The organism is Enterococcus sp. DIV0970a (assembly GCF_051711265.1).
GTDB classification, from domain to species: Bacteria; Bacillota; Bacilli; order Lactobacillales; family Enterococcaceae; genus Enterococcus_D; species Enterococcus_D casseliflavus.
The window spans coordinates 592,258-614,816 of the sequence record NZ_JBIOMF010000001.1; the positions used below are offsets into that span (position 1 = coordinate 592,258).

Annotated in this window: 18 protein-coding genes, 3 tRNA genes and 2 rRNA genes; 17 read left to right on the top strand and 6 right to left on the bottom strand. The window is 44.5% G+C overall.

Annotated elements, in window-relative coordinates; genetic code table 11:
- The first annotated feature begins 229 nt into the window (after positions 1 to 229).
- The 4 genes from IGK14_RS02780 to IGK14_RS02795 all read left to right on the top strand — a co-directional run bounded on the left by IGK14_RS02780 (position 230) and on the right by IGK14_RS02795 (position 4,245).
- Positions 230 to 3,144: ribosomal RNA gene (locus IGK14_RS02780) — 23S ribosomal RNA — on the top strand.
- Positions 3,145 to 3,224: 80 nt separating this feature from the next.
- Positions 3,225 to 3,340, top strand: a 5S ribosomal RNA gene (rrf, locus tag IGK14_RS02785).
- Between the two features lie 11 nt (positions 3,341 to 3,351).
- A tRNA-Asn gene (locus IGK14_RS02790) sits at positions 3,352 to 3,425 on the top strand.
- Between the two features lie 169 nt (positions 3,426 to 3,594).
- On the top strand, positions 3,595 to 4,245 hold the full coding sequence (locus IGK14_RS02795) for an HAD hydrolase-like protein (RefSeq protein ID WP_010747442.1): 651 nt from the start codon (positions 3,595 to 3,597) through the stop codon (positions 4,243 to 4,245).
- A 48-nt stretch (positions 4,246 to 4,293) separates the two neighbouring features.
- On the opposite strand, the gene IGK14_RS02800 is transcribed toward IGK14_RS02795, so the two are convergent.
- Positions 4,294 to 4,650 carry an iron-sulfur cluster biosynthesis family protein gene (locus IGK14_RS02800; RefSeq protein WP_010747443.1) on the bottom strand — a complete coding sequence of 119 codons (357 nt, stop codon included), beginning with the start codon at positions 4,648 to 4,650 and terminating at the stop codon, positions 4,294 to 4,296.
- 392 nt (positions 4,651 to 5,042) lie between these two features.
- Here IGK14_RS02800 and IGK14_RS02805 point away from each other — a divergent pair, with 392 nt between their 5' ends.
- Together IGK14_RS02805 and IGK14_RS02810 are read left to right on the top strand one after the other, a co-directional pair.
- On the top strand, positions 5,043 to 5,477 hold the full coding sequence (locus IGK14_RS02805; protein ID WP_005225130.1) for a universal stress protein: 435 nt from the start codon (positions 5,043 to 5,045) through the stop codon (positions 5,475 to 5,477).
- Positions 5,478 to 6,115: 638 nt separating this feature from the next.
- On the top strand, positions 6,116 to 6,355 hold the full coding sequence (locus tag IGK14_RS02810) for a hypothetical protein (protein WP_010747444.1): 240 nt from the start codon (positions 6,116 to 6,118) through the stop codon (positions 6,353 to 6,355).
- 94 nt (positions 6,356 to 6,449) lie between these two features.
- Here the strand turns inward: IGK14_RS02810 and IGK14_RS02815 are convergent.
- Positions 6,450 to 6,522: transfer RNA gene (locus tag IGK14_RS02815), tRNA-Thr, on the bottom strand.
- 194 nt (positions 6,523 to 6,716) lie between these two features.
- Between IGK14_RS02815 and IGK14_RS02820 the strand changes: the two genes are divergently transcribed.
- Positions 6,717 to 6,790 (top strand) — tRNA-Asn (locus IGK14_RS02820).
- Between the two features lie 90 nt (positions 6,791 to 6,880).
- Here IGK14_RS02820 and IGK14_RS02825 read toward each other — a convergent pair.
- Positions 6,881 to 8,269 (bottom strand): hypothetical protein, encoded by a 1,389-nt coding sequence (locus tag IGK14_RS02825; protein WP_010747445.1) that lies wholly within the window; start codon positions 8,267 to 8,269, stop codon positions 6,881 to 6,883.
- Positions 8,266 to 8,655 carry a GntR family transcriptional regulator gene (locus tag IGK14_RS02830; RefSeq protein ID WP_005225133.1) on the bottom strand — a complete coding sequence of 130 codons (390 nt, stop codon included), beginning with the start codon at positions 8,653 to 8,655 and terminating at the stop codon, positions 8,266 to 8,268. The genes IGK14_RS02825 and IGK14_RS02830 overlap by 4 nt, the downstream gene beginning before the upstream one ends.
- A 164-nt stretch (positions 8,656 to 8,819) precedes the next feature.
- Between IGK14_RS02830 and IGK14_RS02835 the strand changes: the two genes are divergently transcribed.
- The 6 genes from IGK14_RS02835 to IGK14_RS02860 all read left to right on the top strand — a co-directional run bounded on the left by IGK14_RS02835 (position 8,820) and on the right by IGK14_RS02860 (position 15,577).
- The gene (locus tag IGK14_RS02835) at positions 8,820 to 9,836 is read left to right on the top strand and encodes an acyltransferase family protein (RefSeq protein WP_010747446.1); all 1,017 of its coding nucleotides are present in this window, start codon (positions 8,820 to 8,822) and stop codon (positions 9,834 to 9,836) included.
- A gap of 119 nt (positions 9,837 to 9,955) precedes the next feature.
- Entirely contained in the window at positions 9,956 to 11,284 is a 1,329-nt protein-coding gene (locus IGK14_RS02840; protein WP_201691367.1) for an aminopeptidase C, read from the top strand.
- 345 nt (positions 11,285 to 11,629) lie between these two features.
- A complete protein-coding gene (locus IGK14_RS02845) occupies positions 11,630 to 13,018 on the top strand; it encodes an L-cystine transporter (RefSeq protein WP_010747447.1) in 1,389 nt (462 codons plus the stop codon).
- Between the two features lie 158 nt (positions 13,019 to 13,176).
- Positions 13,177 to 13,956: a tyrosine-protein phosphatase gene (locus IGK14_RS02850; protein ID WP_010747448.1), complete on the top strand. Its 780-nt coding sequence runs from the start codon at positions 13,177 to 13,179 to the stop codon at positions 13,954 to 13,956.
- Between the two features lie 16 nt (positions 13,957 to 13,972).
- Positions 13,973 to 14,803, top strand: a complete 831-nt coding sequence (locus IGK14_RS02855; RefSeq protein ID WP_010747449.1) for a fructosamine kinase family protein — start codon at positions 13,973 to 13,975, stop codon at positions 14,801 to 14,803.
- Between the two features lie 15 nt (positions 14,804 to 14,818).
- Positions 14,819 to 15,577 carry an acyl-ACP thioesterase domain-containing protein gene (locus IGK14_RS02860; RefSeq protein WP_010747450.1) on the top strand — a complete coding sequence of 253 codons (759 nt, stop codon included), beginning with the start codon at positions 14,819 to 14,821 and terminating at the stop codon, positions 15,575 to 15,577.
- A 50-nt stretch (positions 15,578 to 15,627) separates the two neighbouring features.
- Here IGK14_RS02860 and IGK14_RS02865 read toward each other — a convergent pair whose 3' ends face one another.
- Entirely contained in the window at positions 15,628 to 16,596 is a 969-nt protein-coding gene (locus IGK14_RS02865) for an asparaginase (protein WP_005225140.1), read from the bottom strand.
- Positions 16,597 to 16,684: 88 nt separating this feature from the next.
- Between IGK14_RS02865 and IGK14_RS02870 the strand changes: the two genes are divergently transcribed.
- From IGK14_RS02870 to IGK14_RS02880, 3 genes are all read left to right on the top strand, one after another.
- On the top strand, positions 16,685 to 17,515 hold the full coding sequence (locus tag IGK14_RS02870; RefSeq protein WP_010747451.1) for a DUF72 domain-containing protein: 831 nt from the start codon (positions 16,685 to 16,687) through the stop codon (positions 17,513 to 17,515).
- A gap of 8 nt (positions 17,516 to 17,523) precedes the next feature.
- On the top strand, positions 17,524 to 18,384 hold the full coding sequence (locus tag IGK14_RS02875) for a Cof-type HAD-IIB family hydrolase (RefSeq protein ID WP_005225142.1): 861 nt from the start codon (positions 17,524 to 17,526) through the stop codon (positions 18,382 to 18,384).
- Positions 18,385 to 18,479: 95 nt separating this feature from the next.
- Positions 18,480 to 19,004: a haloacid dehalogenase gene (locus tag IGK14_RS02880; protein WP_034695349.1), complete on the top strand. Its 525-nt coding sequence runs from the start codon at positions 18,480 to 18,482 to the stop codon at positions 19,002 to 19,004.
- 71 nt (positions 19,005 to 19,075) lie between these two features.
- On the opposite strand, the gene IGK14_RS02885 is transcribed toward IGK14_RS02880, so the two are convergent.
- Positions 19,076 to 20,425 carry an aspartate kinase gene (locus IGK14_RS02885; RefSeq protein ID WP_010747453.1) on the bottom strand — a complete coding sequence of 450 codons (1,350 nt, stop codon included), beginning with the start codon at positions 20,423 to 20,425 and terminating at the stop codon, positions 19,076 to 19,078.
- A 358-nt stretch (positions 20,426 to 20,783) separates the two neighbouring features.
- Between IGK14_RS02885 and ezrA the strand changes: the two genes are divergently transcribed.
- Positions 20,784 to 22,505, top strand: a complete 1,722-nt coding sequence (gene ezrA / locus IGK14_RS02890; protein ID WP_010747454.1) for a septation ring formation regulator EzrA — start codon at positions 20,784 to 20,786, stop codon at positions 22,503 to 22,505.
- Positions 22,506 to 22,559 lie beyond the last annotated feature (54 nt).

Genomic DNA, 22,559 nt, shown 5'->3' on the forward strand with positions numbered 1-22,559 from the left:
CTAAGGAATATTTCGGAAGACTACACATCGTTTGCCTTTGTTCAGTTTTGAGAGGTTTACTCTCAAACAAAATTTGTTCATTGAAAACTGGATATCGAAGAAATAATCAAAACAAGTAACACACACCGAGTTGAAATGTTAAAAGAGTTTTTTAATAAGTTCAACGCTTATTTTCTTGAGCAACCTTCTATCGCTAGAAGAAGTACTCAAAACCGACCGAAAGGTCAAAGGTTAAGTGAATAAGGGCGCACGGTGGATGCCTTGGCACTAGGAGCCGATGAAGGACGGGACTAACACCGATATGCTTTGGGGAGCTGTAAGTAAGCTATGATCCAGAGATTTCCGAATGGGGGAACCCAGCATCTTTTATAGGATGTTACGTCTGCGTGAATACATAGCGCAGTCGAGGTAGACGCAGAGAACTGAAACATCTAAGTACCTGCAGGAAGAGAAAGAAAATTCGATTCCCTGAGTAGCGGCGAGCGAAACGGGAAAAGCCCAAACCAACAAGCTTGCTTGTTGGGGTTGTAGGACTCCGATATGGTAGTCTATTCAGATAGTCGAAATACTTGGAAAAGTATGTCAAAGAGGGTAAAAACCCCGTAGGCGAAATTTGGATAACACCTAGGAGGATCCTGAGTACGGCGGAACACGAGGAATTCCGTCGGAATCCGGGAGGACCATCTCCCAAGGCTAAATACTCCCTAGTGACCGATAGTGAACCAGTACCGTGAGGGAAAGGTGAAAAGCACCCCGGAAGGGGAGTGAAATAGATCCTGAAACCGTGTGCCTACAACAAGTTAGAGCCCGTTAATGGGTGATAGCGTGCCTTTTGTAGAATGAACCGGCGAGTTACGATAGCATGCGAGGTTAAGTTGAAGAGACGGAGCCGTAGCGAAAGCGAGTCTGAATAGGGCGAATGAGTATGTTGTCGTAGACCCGAAACCATGTGATCTACCCATGTCCAGGTTGAAGGTGCGGTAAAACGCACTGGAGGACCGAACCCACGTACGTTGAAAAGTGCGGGGATGAGGTGTGGGTAGCGGAGAAATTCCAAACGAACTTGGAGATAGCTGGTTCTCTCCGAAATAGCTTTAGGGCTAGCCTCGGAATTGAGAATGATGGAGGTAGAGCACTGTTTGGACTAGGGGCCCATCTCGGGTTACCGAATTCAGATAAACTCCGAATGCCATTCATTCATATCCGGGAGTCAGACTGTGAGTGATAAGATCCATAGTCGAAAGGGAAACAGCCCAGACCACCAGCTAAGGTCCCCAAATAACTATTAAGTGGAAAAGGATGTGGGGTTGCACAGACAACTAGGATGTTGGCTTAGAAGCAGCCACCATTTAAAGAGTGCGTAATAGCTCACTAGTCGAGTGACCCTGCGCCGAAAATGTACCGGGGCTAAATAGTTTACCGAAGCTGTGGAGTGCACCATTAGGTGCATTGGTAGGAGAGCGTTCTAAGGGCGTTGAAGGCAGATCGTGAGGACTGCTGGAGCGCTTAGAAGTGAGAATGCCGGTATGAGTAGCGAAAGACAGGTGAGAATCCTGTCCACCGAATGACTAAGGTTTCCTGGGGAAGGCTCGTCCGCCCAGGGTTAGTCGGGACCTAAGCCGAGGCCGACAGGCGTAGGCGATGGACAACAGGTTGATATTCCTGTACCCGTTGTTTTTGTTTGAGCAATGGAGGGACGCAGGAGGCTAAGAAGTGCAGACTGATGGATATGTCTGTTCAAGCAGTAAGTCTTGGTAGGAGTCAAATGCTTCTACCTATACGGACAAGCTGTGATGAGGAGGGAAATAACAGTACCGAAGCTTCTGATGTCACACTGCCAAGAAAAGCTTCTAGTGAGAAAACAACGGCCCGTACCGCAAACCGACACAGGTAGTCGAGGAGAGAATCCTAAGGTGAGCGAGAGAACTCTCGTTAAGGAACTCGGCAAAATGACCCCGTAACTTCGGGAGAAGGGGTGCTGCTCTAACGAGCAGCCGCAGTGAATAGGCCCAAGCGACTGTTTATCAAAAACACAGGTCTCTGCAAAATCGAAAGATGACGTATAGGGGCTGACGCCTGCCCGGTGCTGGAAGGTTAAGAGGAGTGCTTAGCGTAAGCGAAGGTACGAATTGAAGCCCCAGTAAACGGCGGCCGTAACTATAACGGTCCTAAGGTAGCGAAATTCCTTGTCGGGTAAGTTCCGACCCGCACGAAAGGCGTAACGATTTGGGCACTGTCTCAACGAGAGACTCGGTGAAATTTTAGTACCTGTGAAGATGCAGGTTACCCGCGACAGGACGGAAAGACCCCATGGAGCTTTACTGTAGTTTGATATTGAGTGTCTGTACCGCATGTACAGGATAGGTAGGAGCCGTAGAGATCGGGACGCCAGTTTCGATGGAGGCAATGGTGGGATACTACCCTTGCGTTATGGCCACTCTAACCCGCAGCCCTTATCGGGCTGGGAGACAGTGTCAGATGGGCAGTTTGACTGGGGCGGTCGCCTCCTAAAAGGTAACGGAGGCGCCCAAAGGTTCCCTCAGAATGGTTGGAAATCATTCGAAGAGTGTAAAGGCAGAAGGGAGCTTGACTGCGAGAGCTACAACTCGAGCAGGGACGAAAGTCGGGCTTAGTGATCCGGTGGTTCCGCATGGAAGGGCCATCGCTCAACGGATAAAAGCTACCCTGGGGATAACAGGCTTATCTCCCCCAAGAGTCCACATCGACGGGGAGGTTTGGCACCTCGATGTCGGCTCGTCGCATCCTGGGGCTGTAGTCGGTCCCAAGGGTTGGGCTGTTCGCCCATTAAAGCGGCACGCGAGCTGGGTTCAGAACGTCGTGAGACAGTTCGGTCCCTATCCGTCGCGGGCGTTGGAAATTTGAGAGGAGCTGTCCTTAGTACGAGAGGACCGGGATGGACTTACCGCTGGTGTACCAGTTGTCTCGCCAGAGGCATCGCTGGGTAGCTATGTAGGGAAGGGATAAACGCTGAAAGCATCTAAGTGTGAAGCCCACCTCAAGATGAGATTTCCCATTTCTTTAAGAAAGTAAGATCCCTGAGAGATGATCAGGTAGATAGGTCAGAAGTGGAAGGCCAGTGATGGTTGGAGCGGACTGATACTAATCGATCGAGGACTTAACCAAAAAGAAAAAAACATGTAAACTCGTAGAGTTTTGATTCTTCGATCCAGTTTTGAGTGAGCAACACTTACTCAATTGAATAGTGTGGTGGCGATAGCAAGAAGGATACACCTGTAACCATGCCGAACACAGAAGTTAAGCTTCTTAGCGCCGATTGTAGTGAAGGGTTTCCCTTTGTGAGAGTAGGACGTCGCCACGCATTTCAATTTTTCCGGCATAGCTCAGTTGGTAGTAGCGCATGACTGTTAATCATGATGTCGTAGGTTCGAGTCCTACTGCCGGAGTTGCTTGATAGCATCTGCTATCTTTTTTTTTTGCATAAAATGACAAAAATAAAGACGTTGCCTTTGATGGGGCAGCGTCTTTTTTATTTAGATGAAATCAGAACGAAAAGGAAGAAGTGTTGCTTGTACTGCTGTTTTTTTCTATACTATTAGAAAAGGAGACGATGGCGTGAGAAAAAAAGTACTTTTTGATTTAGATGGAACGATCATTGATTCGAGTGAAGGAATCTATGGATCGATTCAATATGCGATGGAAAAAATGGGAAAAGAGCAATTAGCGCAAGACGTACTGCGGAGCTTTGTGGGGCCGCCTTTGGTTGAATCCTTCCGTGGCTTGGGCTTCGATGAAGCTGCTGCCCAGCAAGCCGTTGCCTTCTACCGGGAAAATTATCGTCAAGCGGGCATGTTTCAAGTCCAACCATATCCGTTGATCGAAGAAACATTGCAGGAGCTGGCGCAGGATCACGATTTGTATATCGCTACGTCGAAACCAGAAGTTTTTGCAAAAGAGATCCTGACCCATCTCAAGTATGATGGCTATTTCAAAGGAATCTATGGGGCGGATCTTGAGAATAAACGTGGGGAAAAAGCGGCCGTTATCCGCTACGCGTTAACTGAGATCGAAAAGGAGCAAAAAGCGCAGCAAGCCATCATGATCGGCGACCGCGAGCATGATATTTTAGGGGCAAAAGAAAACCAGTTACCGGCAATCGGCGTTTTATATGGTTTTGGGTCAAAAGAAGAATTGCTTGATGCTGGTGCGATCGCTTTAGCCGCTGAGACACAAGAACTCTTAGCGTTGATTCCAGATTCATTATAGAGAAAAAGAGCTAACAAGCACCTTACAAGGCGTTTGTCAGCTCTTTTGTTACGCATTCGTTTGTTTCAGCTGCGGAGAGGCTTCCAATAAAAGATTGGTATCCAAATAGCCGCTTTCGTTTTTCAAAATCAAGGTTCCTGAAGTTGGGTGAACATCTAGAATCAGATGACCAGTCAAGAACATTTGATCATAGGTTGATGTAAAGAAAGTAAACTGATTGCTTGAGACTAACTCATTATATGGGGCTAACGGTTCGTCGATCGGTGTGATCAAAAAACGTTCGCCGATCATACAGCATCCAGCTGCTGAAGAAAATTGGTTCGATCCGTCATTACTCGTCAGAATATATAAGTCGTGTCCTTCTGGAAAGCGAGCAGCGGCAGTAGGGGTAATATGTAAGTCCATTTTGCATGATCTCCTTTTTGAAACGAGTGAGCAGCAAACTGTTTCGTTTCGATAATTGTTGATAAACCAAGTGTATCACTCCTCTTAGGGATGTGACAGCAACTTGCTTTTCAACAAACCAAGCTTAAAGTTTTAGCAAGAAAAAGGCGATAATACCGATTATCAGCAAGAAAAGCCCTAAGTACAAGAGCACAGTGACCGCAGCCTGGAAAAAAGAGCGCATTTCTTTCACCTCGAATCATTCTTCTCTTTATTTTACTGCATAATCACAGAGACAAGTAAGGAACTTCACAAATCTTAAAGGAAGTTTTAGGTCTCTTAAGAGTAGACCTTGTCCTTTTTTGTAACGCTTCCATTTTTTGTGGTAAAATAAAGAAAAGGAGGCGATTTGGATGTTACGTAATTGTCAAAATGTACTTGTTGCCTTGGATGGGTCGGATCAGTCAGAAAAAGCGTTCCAAGAAGCACTCGCGATTTGTCGTATGAACAAAGCCAAATTGTATGTCCTCTCTGTTATCAACAATGCTGAGTTATCCACAAGTGCCTATGCTTTTGCAAAAATTTTTGACCAAGAAAAATTGCGTGTGGAAACGGACATGTTGAAAAAAATCTATGATGCCAATCAGCATGGGGTAGAAGATGTTGAGGTAATCGTTGAAGTCGGCGATCCAAAACGCTTTATCATTCATGCAGCAACAGAATTGTACCCGATTGATTTGATCATTATCGGTGCAACTGGTAAAGGCACATTGACCCGAGCTGTCGTAGGCTCAACTACCGATTATGTCGTCAATCATTCGAAATGTACGGTGTTGGTCGTGAAGTAAGAAGTTGAATCAAACGGAAACAGTATGTTATTTTTTAAGTCAGCATAAAGCGTATCCTTTAAAAAAATTCACTGTAGTTGAAAAACTCGCTCTCTTAGCTTTAGGAGAGCGGGTTTTTTGTTGCAAAAAAGATGTGTCTAAAATGGAGCTGTGAGCACCAATTGAAAAATCCGTTTTGTTCGTTTTATAAAAAGATATTTATTTAAATTATTGAAAATTGACTATTAGAAGAGATAGTTTGTTACACTTTTAATAAGCAAAGGCTGTAGGAAAAGTATTGGAGAGAGGGGCTGATAATTTATCGACTTTACAGGATGCAGCAGAATACAATCGAATATTGTTGGAAAGGAGAAATAAATGATGAAAAAGATTTTTAAAATTTTAATGATCATGTTTGTTATTTTTATAGTAATTATTTTTCTGCCTACTATTATACTTTTCATAATTAAATAGAAAGAAGGCATTTGAAATGAATTGGTTAAATTGAATTGAACCTTCACCCCGTGGTAATTGTTCAAGTTTGACTTGCGGAATTAAACCTTGTATTTCAGATTCTTGTTTAAATAATGAGGGACATTGAGAGGATGTTGGAATAAATCTTGTTATATCAATTGTAAACAATAAAAAAGGAGAATGAAATGAAGCGTGTTGCAGAAAACTATTTGGTTGTTTTTTCGATTCTTTTGCTGATTATATGGCTAGGCTTGATCCAAGTGAAAGAATATTCGCAAGAAGCAGCCCTGTCGATCATTTACTTTATTAATCTATATACGCTCTTGTTTAAATTTAAAGATGCAGCGAGGATAGTGAAAGCAGTTGTATCGGTCCTACTATTGGGTTTTACGATCTTATTTCTTTTGTATATCGCAGGAAATTAGGGGCGTACGAATGATTAAGTTCAGAAATTATCGCTATACTTTGGGAATTAGATGCACAAAAAAAGACAACGTCCTAGAAACGTTGTCCTACCAAAGCCACTTGACGGGCTTGAACCGTCGACCTCATCCTTACCATGGATGCGCTCTACCAACTGAGCTAAAGCGGCGTGTTATTTAACACAAGATATAGAATACCGTAAAGGTGCTGCTTTGTCAATGAGATTTTCGGATATTTCTTGAGAAAAACACTTTGCGGGAAGGGAAGTTTCTAAAAGGGGATTTTCTTGAAAAAAAGGAACAAAAAATTGATTTTTGCTCTTGCTAAATTATCTGACTATTTGGTATAGTACAGATAGATTCTTCCGGCATAGCTCAGTTGGTAGTAGCGCATGACTGTTAATCATGATGTCGTAGGTTCGAGTCCTACTGCCGGAGTATCAAAAACGACCTTCGTTTCGGAAGGTCGTTTTTTTGGTTGTGGATAGCCTGGGGATAATGGGTTCCCCAGTTTTTTCTCCAGAACACTCACTTCGCTGAGGAAATCTTTTGTATTAGTTCCTCGTATAAATCCGTCGTTTCGGCGGCTTTTTTATTTGTGTAAAAAACGGTTGGCCCATCTTTGGTGGTGACTTTTAAAATAGGTGTCGAGTTTATGTCCACGAACATTCTGGCAGGATCACCAGCAACGGTAAATTTACCGATTTGGTAACTGGCGGTTCCTACACCCATGGTACGAACACGAGGCGATGGCAAAGCTTCGATCAATTCCACCGTCTCTATATCTGCCAAAGAGACCGTTGTTTTCCCAGTCATTGGTGCATCGAAGGTGACTTCTTGTCCTTGCACTTCACCGGTAATCGCATCAGGAGCGAAATCTAAGCGATACATCGGAATGATGGTACCGACCATTAATACAAGTAAGAAGACAGCGGTGATACCTGAGACGATTTGTCCGCTACGTTTGCCTAGATTGATGCCGATATTCATCCCGACACGGTCAGGAACGAACAGTCGCGCATCATTAGGATTGATGTAACAACCATATCGCCAGTAAGCATCTTCACCATAATAGCGCGGTTGTCCTGCTGGTTCTAAGAGCTGATCTTGTTTTTTACGCAGATCTAGCAACAAGAAGAAGGTAAAGACGATCAAGAAAACAACCAAAACAACAAAGAGCACTAAGAGGATAGTACTGAATGCTCCAGTAGCGGACATGGATGCCAGCGGGACAGTCAACAAGAGTAGCGTAATGGTACAAGTGACAGCGATCAATAAGGACCAATAGCGCTTTGTTAAATCATTGATGTGCTGGTCGATAGCTGAATCACCGCTGATCCCGCGAACGGGTAAGTGGCTGATGATCACCCAGAGATAGACGAACAGCGCAAAAGTTGCTAAGGAGACGCCGCCCATCAAGTATCCTGTAGAAAGATCAGGCAACTGCCATGCTTGGTACAAACTGATCATCAACAAAATCCCCGCAGGAACGAGGCTATACCACGGCAGCATCCGTTTATTTTTGGCTTGAACGAGTTTTGTATCGATCCGAATCGGATCGATAGGTAGTTCCCATCCTTTGGCAAGGATCAATTGCCGCATTTTTCCAATGTAATGCACTTGCACCAGGTAAGCTGTCCCAAGCAAAGCGGCCATATAAAGCCAGAACAGGGTAAGGATGATGGAGTCAGATAAATTGAACAAAAAAAGGAGACTTGCTACACTAAATGTACCAACGATTTGTAAGATACGCTTGCGAAATTCTGTGATCAAGCTGTGGACGCTAGGATCATCCAGATGCTCAGGGGCAAGGGTATTTTCGAGTAAAACATTTTTGTGGGGTTTACTGATCAAGCGTAAACCAAATGCGGTCGTCCCACAGAGGACAAGAGCAATAATGAAAAAAAGATAGGTCATTTGCATTCATTCCTTTCAGGAAATTGGTCCAGCAGTTGTTGAACATCCGTTAAAAGCGCTTGCTTGCTTTTGCCGTGTAAGAGAGCGGTTGCTAGCTGCAGCTGCAAGTTTTGGCGATACTCCGCTTCTTGTCCAGAAGTAAACGGTGGTGGTGCGGCAACGGCGGTTCCTTTACGGCGATCCGTGACTAACAAGCCTTCTTCTTTGAGGGAATTGTAGGCTTTTGAGATCGTCATGGTATTGATGCCGATCTCTTCGGCTAATTGACGGACGGATGGTAGCAATTCGCCAGCGGATAAATCGCCTTTTGCGATACCGACAATGATCTGTTCCCGCAACTGCTGGTAGATCGGTTGGTTGCTTTGAGTTTGAATATCAAATATCATCGAAGACAGCTCCTTTGTATTATATATATTAATACAAAGTATATAAAATAGCAACTGGTAATCAAATGAACAAGAATCGTTAGGAAAAAGTAAATAGCTTGTTACAGTTCTGTTTCATGGATCAGGTATCCTTTGACAGATACAACTTAGAGGAGGAACTTTTTATGAGCCAATCGCAAAGAACGGCTTACTTTGATAATGCAAAATTTTTACTGATGATCTTGGTCGTCTTCAGTCACTTACTACAGCCTTTTATCGGCGATCAGAAGTTTTATCATGACCTATATTATTTTATCTTCACTTTCCATATGCCAGCTTTTGTTTTTCTGGCTGGGTACTTTGCCAAACCGTTGACGAAGGGACACAAGCTACGTGAGCTGATGAAAAAGTTCTTGCTGCCTTATGTCTTCTTTCAGGTGTTTTACACCGTCTATTACTGGTTGATCGGTCTACGGGAGTCGTTAAAAATCCAACTGTTGAATCCGCAATGGGCACTTTGGTTTTTGCTTAGCATGTTCTTTTGGCAGCTCTCCTTGCTGGTCTTTCGAAAAATGTCCAAAAAGCAGGCGATCTTGCTGAGTATCGGCTTGAGTATCTTCGCTGGCTACGTGCCATTTTTAAATCAAGTGTTGACCTTGCAGCGGACCTTTGTCTTTTTGCCGTTTTTCATCATCGGGTTTTATTTTCCCAAAAATGAGATGCGCTTTTTATTGAAACCAAAGATTCGGACTATCAGTTTGCTTTTCTTACCGATCATCTACACCTTTATCGCGTTTTTTCATGGGATGAACAAGTACATGGTTTTTGGTTCCAAGCCTTATGACGATTACTTGAGCTATCCGTTGTTCGGCGGTCCATTGCGTGCGGTCTTTTTCGTGATCGGGCTGATGGGGATCATCGGCTTTCTGAGCCTCGTGCCTAGAGAGCACCTCTCTTTTACGAAGTGGGGCAAAAACACCCTGCTGGTCTATCTTTTACAGGGGATCTTCATCAAGGGCTTGCGGGCATTAGCCATCACCGACTTGAACCTGTCGGTATTAGGCTTTGTGACGTTGGTGTTAGCCAGTGTTTTACTGACGATCTTGCTAGCTAGTCGTCCGATCCGCTTCCTTTATGCACGATTTGAACGAGGACTATCCTTTGTTTTACTTGGCTTTTTGCTTTTGATGCTAACTCTTTAAATCCTTGATACGAGCAACCGCTCTTAGAAAGATGATCCTTTCATTTTTCTAGGAGCGGTTGTTATTTGAGAGGCAGAGGCGTAAAATGGAAGGAACGGAAAGTGAAAGGATGAAGAAATATGTCAGAAATTTCAAAAAAGACCACCGCTGCCTTTGCGCAAGCGTATCAAGACAATAATAAACAAACGGCACTGCAACGGAGTGTTGTGAAAAATGGGATCACCGCTTCTGCGGAAAACGTGTCAGCAAAAGTCAACAATGTGCCAGTTTTTTCAGTTGATGTGACAACCGGGAAAGTCTCAAACCAAAAACAATCAGGCCGCTGCTGGATGTTTGCCGCATTGAATACATTCCGTCATAAGATGCTGAATGATTTCAATTTAAAAGAATTTGAATTGTCGCAAAACCATACCTTCTTTTGGGACAAATACGAAAAAGCCAACTATTTCTACGAAAATATTTTAGCAACTGCCAACGAGCCTTTAACAAGTCGCAAAGTTGCTTTCTTATTGCAAACACCACAACAAGATGGTGGGCAATGGGACATGATCGTTTCGATTTTCCAAAAATATGGTGTCGTACCAAAAACGGTCATGCCAGAAAGCAGCAACTCTTCCAATTCTCGTGACCTAAACAATTACTTGAACAAAAAACTGCGTAAAGATGCGGTTGCTTTGCGTCAGCTAGTGGCTGAAGGCAAAACAGCTGAAGACATCCAAACAGCCAAAGAAGCGATGTTGGAAGACATTTATCGTTTCTTAGCGACTTCTTTAGGCACACCGCCAGAAACCTTTGATTTTGAATACCGTGATGAAGACAAAAACTATCACATTGATCGCAACTTAACACCGCAAAGCTTTTATGAAAAATATGTCGGGGTGGACCTTGACGATTATGTCAGCATCATCAACGCACCAACTACCGACAAGCCTTACAATCAATCGTATACCGTAGAAATGCTAGGCAACGTGGTTGGCGGCAAAGAAGTCAAATACTTGAACGTCGATATGCCGACCTTCAAAAAATTAGCGATCGCTCAATTGGAACAAGGGGAGTCCGTGTGGTTCGGTTGTGATGTCGGTCAATCTTCTACCAGAGATACTGGGATCATGGCATTAGATGCGTATGATATCAACGACCTATTTGACATCGACTTTACGATGACCAAAGCAGAACGCTTAGATTTTGGCGAAAGCTTAATGACCCACGCGATGGTCTTGACTGGCGTTGACTTGATCGACGGCGAATCAACCAAATGGAAAGTCGAAAACAGCTGGGGTGAAAAAGTCGGAACGAATGGCTTCTTCGTTATGAGCGATGCGTGGATGGATGAATACACCTATCAAATCGTGGTTCGCAAAGAGTTCCTGACAGCAGAACAATTGGCTGCCTTTGAAGCAGAACCAACAGTCTTAGCACCTTGGGACCCAATGGGGGCATTGGCGTAAGTCAGCAATTTCTATTGACCTCTTGAATATTCTCTGAAACTTTTCAAAAAAATGAAATGAAAAAATAACGAACCAGTTGCCGCAATCCAACCGTTAGGAAAGTAGAAATCCTAACAGTGTGGGGTTGCGGTAACGGTTCTTTTTTTATTTTCTGACAAAAAAGCGGTACCATCCTAGAAAAGTGGGAACTTATTTATTGTAAGATGAAGCAAACTTCTTTAAAATGGAATAGTCACTAATGATGCCACACGTCTCATTAGAGTGAACTGTTGAAGAATGGTCACTGGGAACCTTTACTTCCTCTGACAGACTTTGTCATGTTTATTGAACAAAAGGAGGATTCAAATGACAAATCTGTTAACTATTATTGTTGTTCTACTTTTTGCTGCCCTTATTTATGGGTTCTACTTATTGCAAAAACGTCACGTGAAGTTTTCTACGCGGGTCTTTGCGGCGTTGTTCGTCGGGATCGTTTTTGGTGGCGTGCTGCAGCTGATTTTTGGGACAGGCTCTGACGTTGTCACGCAAGCTCTTGACTGGATCACGATGGTCGGTAGCGGCTATGTAGCTCTCTTGCAAATGCTGATCATGCCCTTGATCTTCGTTTCGATCGTTGGCGCTTTCACCAAGATGAAAGAAAGCGAAAAAATCAAGAAGATCAGTTTTACGGTTCTTGCGACTTTGCTAGGGACAACGGCGATCGCTGCCTTGATCGGAATTGTGATGGTCATGGTCTTTGGTCTTGACGGTGCCAGCTTTACCGAAGGGGCAACGGAAACAGCGCGGATCGCAGAATTAGCGGAACGTTCGACACAAGTCCAAGACCTATCGATCCCACAACAAATCGTTTCCTTCATCCCAAGCAATGTCTTCGCCGATTTTGCGGGTACTCGTTCGACAAGTACGATCGGGGTCGTGATTTTCTCAGCCTTTGTGGGGATCGCCTTTCTTGGTGTCAAACGTAAATCACCGAAAGAAGCGGAAACTTTTGCGAATTTGATGGACAGCTTATATAAAATCGTGATGCGTATCGTCACGTTAGTTTTGCGCCTGACACCTTATGGCGTTTTGGCATTGATGACTAATGTATTAGCTTCAAGTGATTTTGAAGCCATCTTGAACTTAGGCAAATTTATCATCGCCTCTTATGCGGCTTTGATTTTGGTCTTACTTGTTCATTCATTATTGCTAATCGCTGTTCGGGTCAATCCAGTAACGTATTTCAAAAAGGCTTTTCCAGTCTTGAGCTTTGCCTTTACTTCTCGTTCAAGTGCGGGTGCCTTGCCATTGAACATCGAAACCCAAACCAAAGCGTTAGGTGTTGATGAAGCCACGGCTAACTTTGCAGGCAGCTTTGGGTTATCGATTGGTCAAAACGGCTGTGCGGGTGTATATCCAGCGATGTTGGCAACAATCGTTGCACCAACGGTTGGGATCAATGTCTTTGATTGGCAGTTTATCCTGCTGCTAGTTGCAGTAGTTACGATCAGCTCTTTCGGCGTTGCTGGTGTCGGCGGTGGGGCAACCTTTGCTTCATTGATCGTCTTAGGCTCAATGAACTTGCCGATCGCCATCGTAGGCTTAGTTATTTCTGTTGAACCATTGATCGATATGGCACGGACACTCGTTAATGTCAGCGACAGTATGGTTGCGGGAATGGTGACCAGCAGTCGTATCAACGAACTGGATCGTTCGATCTTAGATGATTCTGCCGCCGTGATCGAAGCCGAATAGAAACATTTTGTAACAAGCGAAAGCAAAGAAAGACTGCGTGTGGTCTTTCTTTTTTTTGTCCGTTAAAGCTCAGCTCATAGAAAAATCTAGGTTTCAGTGCCCTTAATAGCGAAGTTTCTGCTATACTTTTAACTAGAACATCGCGGGAGGGATAAGCAATGACACAATTGATTCAACTAGAACGAGCAGCAAACGTCAGAGAACTTGGCGGCTATCAAACGACAAACGGCACGACGATCAAACGAAAAAAATTGATCCGCAGTGCGGCGATCAATGAATTGACTGCTTCAGATCAAGCAGTACTGGCAAACTATGGGGTCAATCAGGTCATTGATTTTCGCTCCATCGCTGAAGCCAATGCACAACCTGATCGACCGATCGCCACAGCAAAGCAGCTTTTTTTACCTATTTTTAAAGAAGACGAAACGATGGTTTCCTTGTCGCCAGAAAGCTTGAAGCAGCGCTTGGAAGATGGGGAAGATGCCGAAGAGCAGATGAAAAAAGTCTACCGTCACTTTGTTGAAAGCGACTATGCCCGCCAACAATATCGGCAGTTCTTTGATCATGTGATCGCTAATGCGGAAGGCGAAGGTGCAACCTTGTTCCACTGTACCGCTGGCAAAGATCGCACAGGCTTTGGCGCCTTTTTATTGCTCCATGTGTTGGCGGTGGCACCAACGACGATCAAAGAAGATTATTTAGCAACCAATCGCTATTTAGCCCCAATGCTAAAAGAAAAATTTGCCCCAATGACCCAGCATTTGCCGCAAGAGCTGTTAACGGCGATCACGGTTTTGATGAGTGCCAAAGAGAGTTTTCTTGATGAAAGCTTGGCTGCGATCGATCAGCACTTCGGTTCGGTTGATCAGTATCTCCTGCAGGGACTAGGGGTGACGAAAGAAGAGCAAGCGTATTTGAATGCCCAACTGACTGAGTAAAGAAAGGGAGATCCGTATGGAGGAAGCATTGTTCGCAGCAATCGGGATGACCGGCTCGCTGACGCCCATCAGTGGTGGGGATGTCAATCAAACGTATCGTTTCACTACAGCAGAAAATCGCTATTTTTTAAAAACTCATTCTCATGTTTCATCGGTGTTCTTTCAAGCAGAGATCAACGGCTTAGCTGAATTAGCCCCTTTCGTGCGGGTGCCAAAAATCGAACATCTCGGTCAGACTGAAGAGAGGGCATTTTTATTGATGGAATGGATCGATGGTGGGGAAGGACAGCAGCGACGCTTAGGTCAAAGCTTGGCTCGGCTTCATCAGCAGACGCAGGAGTCTTTTGGGTTTTACGAAGACAATTACATCGGCTTTTTGCCGCAAGTCAATCCGAAAACCAGCGATTGGCTTGATTTTTACACAGTCTGCCGTTTGGATGTGCAAGTCGAATTAGCGAAGCTGGGTAACCGCTGGCATGCCAAACGGGAAGCTGCTTATCTGCGTTTGAAAGAATTTTTGCATGAAAATTGGCGTGATCGCAGCGTCACACCTGCTTTATTACACGGTGATTTTGGGCGGGGGAATGTGCTGTTCGATCAGCAAGGAGAACCAGTGTTTCTTGATCCAGCAGTCGCTTATGGGGATCGAGAAATGGATATTGCGATGTCCCAGCTCTTCGGTGGTTTTCGTCAGGAATTTTTGGAAGGCTATCAAGAAGTCTATCCATTAGATGAGGATTGGCAAGAGCGACTGCCAGTGTATCAATTGTATTATTTATTGGTCCATTTGAATCAGTTTGGCGAAAGCTATGGACCAAGTGTCGATGAAATATTGAGTCGTTTTTAGGAGGCAATTAGAACTATGGCAGCAAAGTATCAAACCACGCATGAAGTGGCGTATTATGAATGTGATGTCAACCAAACGATGACGTTTCCAGCCATGCTAGGCATCGCCATCAAGACATCAGAGGAACAAAGTGCGGCGTTAAACCGCGGACCAGAAGTCATCGCTAGTTATGGCTTGACCTGGATCATTACCAGCTATCACATAACGGTGACTCGTTTGCCGCGCGTAGGGGAGCAGATTCAAGTGGCGACCCAGGCGAGAGAATACAATAAATTTTTCTGCTACCGTTACTTCTGGTTATTGGCAGAAGACGGAACGGAACTGGTCAAAATCGAGGCGGTTTTTGCGTTGATGGATCCGAAGACGCGCAAAGTCAGCAGTGTACCAGATGAGATCGTGGCGCCTTTTGGCAGTGAAAAAATCAAGCGAATCAAACGCTACCCGAAGATCACCCCTATCACGCAAGGACAATTTTTGCCGTATCGGGTGCGTTTCTACGATATTGATAGCAATCAGCATGTCAACAATGCCATGTATTTCAATTGGCTGATGGACGTCTTAGGCTATGAGTTTTTAACAAAACATGAAGTGACACAAGTGACGATCCGTTTTGATCGGGAAGTGGCTTACGGCCATTTGATCGAAAGCCATTTTCAAATCAATGAGAAGACAGTCGATGAAGCCGGCGAGGCTGTGCCGCTGCAAACGATCCACGAGATCAAGATCGGTGAGGATACTTACTGCGAAGCCATCTTTACTTGGCGAGAAAAATAAAACAACCCTTTTGCCTCCGTTAGCGGAATGGCAAAAGGGTTTTTGTTTGGTTAATTCTCCATGAAATCAGGCAGTTCATCCATGGTCAACCCACGGTTTTTTGCTATTAGCAATTTGATGCGGGCTTTTTGGCTATTGATGCTATTGCAGAAAATCACCCCAAGAGCCTGCAATTCGATCCCGCCGCCTAAGTAGTCATAGACCGGCTCGGCAACTCCGTTGAAGCAGCGAGAAACTAAGACGACTGGAATGTTTCTAGCGATCAGTTTTTTCAAAGGCTCTATGGTTTGCGGCGGCAGATTGCCAGCGCCTAAAGCTTCGATCACTAGTCCATCGATCAGCGAGTCGGCTAAAGCATCGAACAATTCCCCAGTCATTCCCGCATAGGCTTTGACGATCGGAAACAGACCATCGACACGATCAACATCCAAATGGCGGTTATTTAACAGCTCTTGCATGAACAAGATACGGTGCTTTGTGACTAAGCCGATCGGACCTAATGTCGGGGTGCGGAATGTCGCAATATTGGTGGTGTGGGTCTTCGTAACATAACGTGCGGAATGGATCTCATCGTTCATCACGACTAAGACGCCTTTTCCTAAGGCATCAGGTGATTTCGCCACCCGAATCGCACTTTCAAAGTTATAAAGTCCGTCACTGCCGATTTCATTACTTGAGCGCATGGCGCCAGTCACCACGATCGGTAACTGACCGCCGATTGTGGTATCTAAAAAGAAGGCTGTTTCTTCCAGCGTATCGGTTCCGTGAGTGATCACGACCCCATCGACACCGCTTAAATGCGCCAGCTGGATACGTTCTTTCAACTGCAGCATTTCTTTTGGGGTCATATGAGGACTGGGAATATTAAAAATGTCTTCGACGATCAATTCAACATCGTCGTCAATGTGGATCGGTGCATCCATCAACGGATTGCTGACATCAGGGCTGACGCCGCCTGTCAGGGTGTCTTCTTTCATGGCGATGGTGCCGCCAGTGTGCAACACGAGAATTCGTTTCATTTTTTCATCACCTGCAATGATTTATTTACTCTTAACTCAAAACTATTGTATACTATTAAAATAAGAAAACAAGGAGCGATGGGAAAAAATGATTCGAATTGGTTGTACCACATTTAGTGAACATGGCAGTCTCGTGCAAAGAAAAAACTCGAAATTATTTGAGTATGCCCGTTATTTTCCGTTAGTTGAGCTGGATACCACCTATCATTTTTTGCCAAAAGAAAAAGACGTGCGCAACTGGTTGACCCAGATTCCCGAAAATTTCCGCTTTGTGTTGAAAGTCCATCAAAGTGTGACCACCCAAGGGGATTTGCCAGATCAGTTGACCATGACCGAAGCACTGCAGCTTTATAAAGAAGCGATCGCGCCAATGGTAGAAGCAGGCAAACTCTTTTGCCTATTGGCGCAGTTTCCCAACAGCTTTAAATGTACGAAAGAAAATGTTGCCTATTTAGACCAAGTGCGAGAATGGTTTGCGGGCTATCCAGTGGCGATCGAGCTGAGAGACAGCAGCTGGTATCAGCCGAAACTGTATCCGGGAATGATCGATTATATGAAGCGAAAGCAGTTTTCCTTAGTAGTTGTTGATCAGCCAAAAAAGCTATCGACCACCATTCCCCTTGATCCAACCGTGACCAATCCAGAGTTTGTCCTGTGCCGTTTTCACGGACGCAACGACAGCGGCTGGACAGCGACGGGACCAGATGCCAAAAATCTGCGGACCTTGTATCGTTATGACCAAGCCGAACTAACGGAGTTAAAACACGCAGTCCAAGCCATCGAAGCCAATGCCAAAGAAGTCGCAGTGGTCTTCAATAATAATGCCGGTCGTGATGCCGCTGACAATGCTCGCGCATTGATCGATGCGCTGCAGATCGATTACGAAGCATTAAATCCTAATCAGTTGAAATTATTTTGAGGAGTCATATGATAAAAGCAATCTTTTTTGATATTGATGGCACGCTGATTGCCAGCAACGGCAAGGCGCTTGCCAGTACCCGTGAAGCCATCAAACAAGCCCAAGCCAATGGCGTCCTCTGCGGCATTGCCACCGGACGTGGTCCGGTTGATTTAGAGAAGGTGATTGATTACTTGTCGTTAGACATGTTTATCACCTATAACGGCCAATATGTCTACACGAAGGAAAACTTGATTTATGCCAAACCTTTTCCAAAACAAACACTGGAAGCGATCGTAGAATACGCAGATGAAAATTACCGCCAAGTCATGTTTGGCGGAGAAACCCAAGTGGCTGGCAGCTTAACGATCCGCTTAAGCCAATCACCCGTCATGCAGCGCTACTTACGCTATGTGCCCAAAAAATTTCCCGTCGGTTTTTTAAAGAAAGTCTTGCAGCGTTTTAGTCCCAATCGCAACGCCAAGCGCTATGAATCGTTGGACATTTTACGAGAGCCCATCTATCAGTGCATTATGCTGAGCCCTGAATCAGAGCGCGAAAAATTACGGTCCAAGCTGCCGCAATGTGATTTTAAGCGATCCAATGCCTATTCTGTTGACATCGTGCCGAAAAACGGTTCGAAAATCAAAGGCATCAAAGAGTTTTTGGCCTATGAAGGGATCGCGATGGAAGAAGCGATGGCATTTGGGGATCATTTTAATGATGTGGAAATGTTAGAAGGCGTGGGGATCGGCGTTGCGATGGGCAATGCCCAGCCCATCACTAAAGCCAGTGCTGACTTTGTGACGGATACCAACGATCATGACGGCATCAAGAAAGCCTTAATCCATTTTGGCATTATTGCCGAGGATGCCCAAGCCAGGGAATAAAAAAATAAGCAAGTAGCCAATCTATGAAGCAACGTAGAAGACAGCGCAGAACCATAAAACAGAACCATGAGAAAAAGCAGAAAGAAGCGAGCAAAATGAGTCCATTTGAAATGACGGAAGAGTTTCATAAAACCTTTGATCCAACGCGACCGCCATATCCACAAGCTTTTTCAGCGGAAAAAGCCCAGTTTCGTGCTGGTTTTAAAATTGAAGAATTAGTTGAGTTCCTTTATGCTGCCAGCAACAATGACGAAGAGACCTTTCAAGCAGGTCTGGAGCATTTGCATCAAGCGATCGATCAAGCCCAAGCCAAGCTGGCTGCCAAACAACAGCCTGTCAGTGATTCTCTAGTAGAACAAGTCGATGCGCTTTGTGATCTACTGTATTTTACCTATGGCTCTTTTTCACTGTTAGGGGTCGATCCAGCGCCGATTCTGGCTATCGTTCATGACGCCAACATGGGGAAACTTTTTCCAGATGGGCAGCCTCATTATGATCCTGAGACCCACAAAGTCATGAAGCCGAGCGATTGGGAAGAACGGTTTGCTCCTGAACCGCGAATCAAGGCAGAAATCAACCGCCAATTGGCACAAAAACAAGCCCAAGAATCGTCAGAATAAAAACCAAACGTGCCAGTTGCCCGTTCCGATTGCTTATCAGCAAAAGGAGTGGTGCAACTGGCACGTTTGGTTTAATCAAAGAAAGTGTAGTAAAGGGTTCTGACAGCGGCTTTTTCTTGTTCTTTGTGGATACCGAACATGATGCTGACCTCAGAGGACCCTTGGTTGATCATCTCTAAGTTGATATTTTTCCGCGCAAGGGCAGCGGTACTGTCGGCAGTGATCCCGACTCGTTGACGCATTCCTTCACCAACGACGACGACCATGGATAGATCGTGGGTCATTCGCAGTTCATCGGGATCGATCTCGTAGGCGATCTTGCGCAGCAGTTCTTCTTCCAATACTGGATTCAACTGGTTGGAGCGCATAATGATCGAGATATCATCGATTCCTGAAGGCATGTGTTCATAATTTAAATCAAATTCACGGAAAATCTCTAAGACCCGTAACGTGAACCCAACTTCGCGGTTCATCAAGTATTTGCGGATATAGATCATACAAAAGCCTTCGTCACTGGCAACGCCGATCACGGGCTGATCCAAATTGTCTCTCTGGTTGGTGATCAAGGTACCAGGATGACTTGGATTATTGGTGTTTTTGATCACCACGGGAATTTTCGCATGGTATGAAGGCATCAACGCCTCATCGTGCAACACAGTAAAGCCTGCATAAGACAGCTCTCGCATTTCTCGGTAGGTCACTTCTTTGATGGACTCTGGATGATGAACATAGCCTGGATGAGCAGAAAAAATCCCATCGACATCGGTAAAGTTTTCGTACAATTCTACTTGCAGTCCAGCCGCCACGATGGCACCAGAAATATCTGATCCTCCTCGAGAGAAGGTACAGATCTTGCCCGCTTCTGTGTAGCCAAAGAAGCCAGGAATCACTAAGATTTCAGGACTGTCGCGCCATTGTGCAATCTTGGCGTACGACTTGTTCAAGATACGGGCGTTTTGAGGTTCATCCGTCACCAGCAGCCCAAGTTCTTGCGGATTCATGTAGCGAGCAGCTAACCCACGGCTTTGTAAAATCCCTGCGATCAATTTGGCGTTGTTGTCTTCGCCGCTTGCCAAGACTGTATCATAAAGATGCGGATTGTCTTGGGTAGGCAGTGTTTGAAAAGCCGCCAATGATTGCCAGATGCGATCTAAATGGACTTGTTCGATACCAAAGGGGGCGGCGATCGCTGTATAGCGGGCATAGATTTCTTCTATTAAATCAGTGATTTCTTCTTGGGCACACAGACGGGTACAGACAGCTAGTAACAGATCGGTGACTTTCTGATCGTCGCTGGAACGCTTACCAGGCGCTGAAACAACAACAAACCGTCTTTTAGGATCACTTTCAATTATCGCAACAACTTTTTCGACTTGTTCGGCTGAGGCAAGGGAACTGCCTCCGAATTTTGCTACTTTCATTTGACATTACTCCTGTTCAAGCTTTTTACTAGAGTACAGTTTCAATAGGGAGAAATCAAGCGGTTTCTTGAAAAAAATCGGAAAAATCAGAAAAAAAGTCACTTGTTGATGTAAATTTCACGATTTGTTTTCATTATCGCTGGAAAAGCCGTGATTTATTTTATTCGATGCGAAAAAAGTCGATCTTTTTTGCCTCAATCTAATGCTTGATTTTTTTCTTTATGCTATAATCTAGCGTAGATGCTTTTTTATAAAGGGACTATCTGTCCTTTTTATACTCAACGAACTTATCAATCAATCTGCTGATCAGCAGGTTTTAGACGAAACATGTATATTTGAAAATTGGAGGAACCACAAAATGGGAACTAATATCATCTTTGGAATTGTCATTGCCATCATCATAATTGCGGCGGTCTTGTATGCAATTGGCTTTTTCATGCGGAAGAAAAACCAAGAAAAGCTGAATGACTTGGAAAAACGCAAAGAAAATCTGTTTGACTTGCCGGTGATCGAAGAAGTCGATGAAGTAAAAAGAATGCACTTGGTTGGTCAAAGTCAAAACACCTTCCGTGAGTGGAACCAACAATGGACAGATATCTCCACAAAATCTTTTGCTCAACTTGAAAGTCAAATCTTTGAAGTGGAAGAGCTGAACGAACGCATCCGCTTTTTTAAAGCAAAAGGGGCGATCGTCCAAGCCGAAGCGACCATGGACGAGATGGAACGCCAAGTGGAAGAGATTCGCGCAGGCCTGAAAGAATTACGAGAAAGTGAAGAACGAAATTCACTGGAAGTCCAAAAAGCGCTGGACGTTTACGAAGACTTGAAGAAGAAGCTGCGGGATCAAGGCGAAGAATTCGGTCCTGCTTACAATGAGCTGCAAAAACAAATCAAAAACATTGAAATTGAGTTCACCCAATTTGTTACCTTAAATACTTCAGGCGATCCTGTGGAAGCACGGGAAGTGTTAGACCAAGCGGAAAAACACACCTATGAAGTGGAAGACCTAATGAAACGGATCCCAGCGGCGTACGAAGAATTAAATCGTACCTTCCCTGATCAGTTGAAAGAAATCCAAGAAGGTTATAAAAAATTATTAGAACAAAAATATGTGTTCCCAGAAGCAAACTTCCAAGAAGAAATCAACCGTGTGAAAAAACGGGTTGAAAACTCCATGAACGATCTAGCGAAAACAGAAGTCGCTTCCGTTGAAGTGGCAAGCCGTGATACTGCAAGTGATATCGATGCCTTGTATACGGTGATGGAACGTGAGATCAATGCCAAGAAATATGTCATGAAAAATCGTCAGATCATCGAAGACTACATTGACCACGCAACGAAGAACAACCGTCAGTTGTTGATCGAGTTGGATCATACGGCGCAAAGCTATACTTTGAATCATAATGAATTGGGTCGCGTTCGCGGCTTCCAAACCGAAGTGGACGAATTGGCTCGCCGCAACAACGAGTACTTACCGAAATTGGAAAAACATGAGATTCCTTATTCAGAAGTGCAAAGCTTCTACAAAGATGCCTACAAGATTTTGGATGATGTGGAAAGCCAGCAAGTTGAAATCGATGATTCTCTTGCGGAATTACGTCGTGGCGAAAAAGTTGCACAAGAAAAAGTGGAAAGCTTCGAATTCCGTCTACGCAACTTGAAACGGTTTGTTGAGAAACAACGCTTACCTGGTTTGCCAGGCGAGTATTTAGAATTCTTCTTCGTGGCAACGGATCGTGTCGAAGAATTAGGCAAAGAATTGAACAAGATTCGCATTAACATGCAAGAAATCAATAAATTGGTTTCTGTCTGTGAAGAAGATCTTGATCTTTTAGATGAACAAACAAAAGACTTAGTGGATGCTGCGGCATTGACTGAGCAAATGATGCAATATGCCAACCGCTATCGTCATTCTCATCCAGATATCAAGGCAGCGATCGACAAATCACTTTACTTGTTCAGTAAAGAATATCGCTATCAAGATGCGCTAGATGAAATCGGCACAGCGTTGGAACGAGTAGAACCAGGTGCCTTCAAACGGATCGAAAACTTCTACTTCAATAACCGCGACTTAGTATAATACGAAAGCCAGCAGTGAAAAACTGACTGGCTTTTTTCATGGAAAGAATGGCTC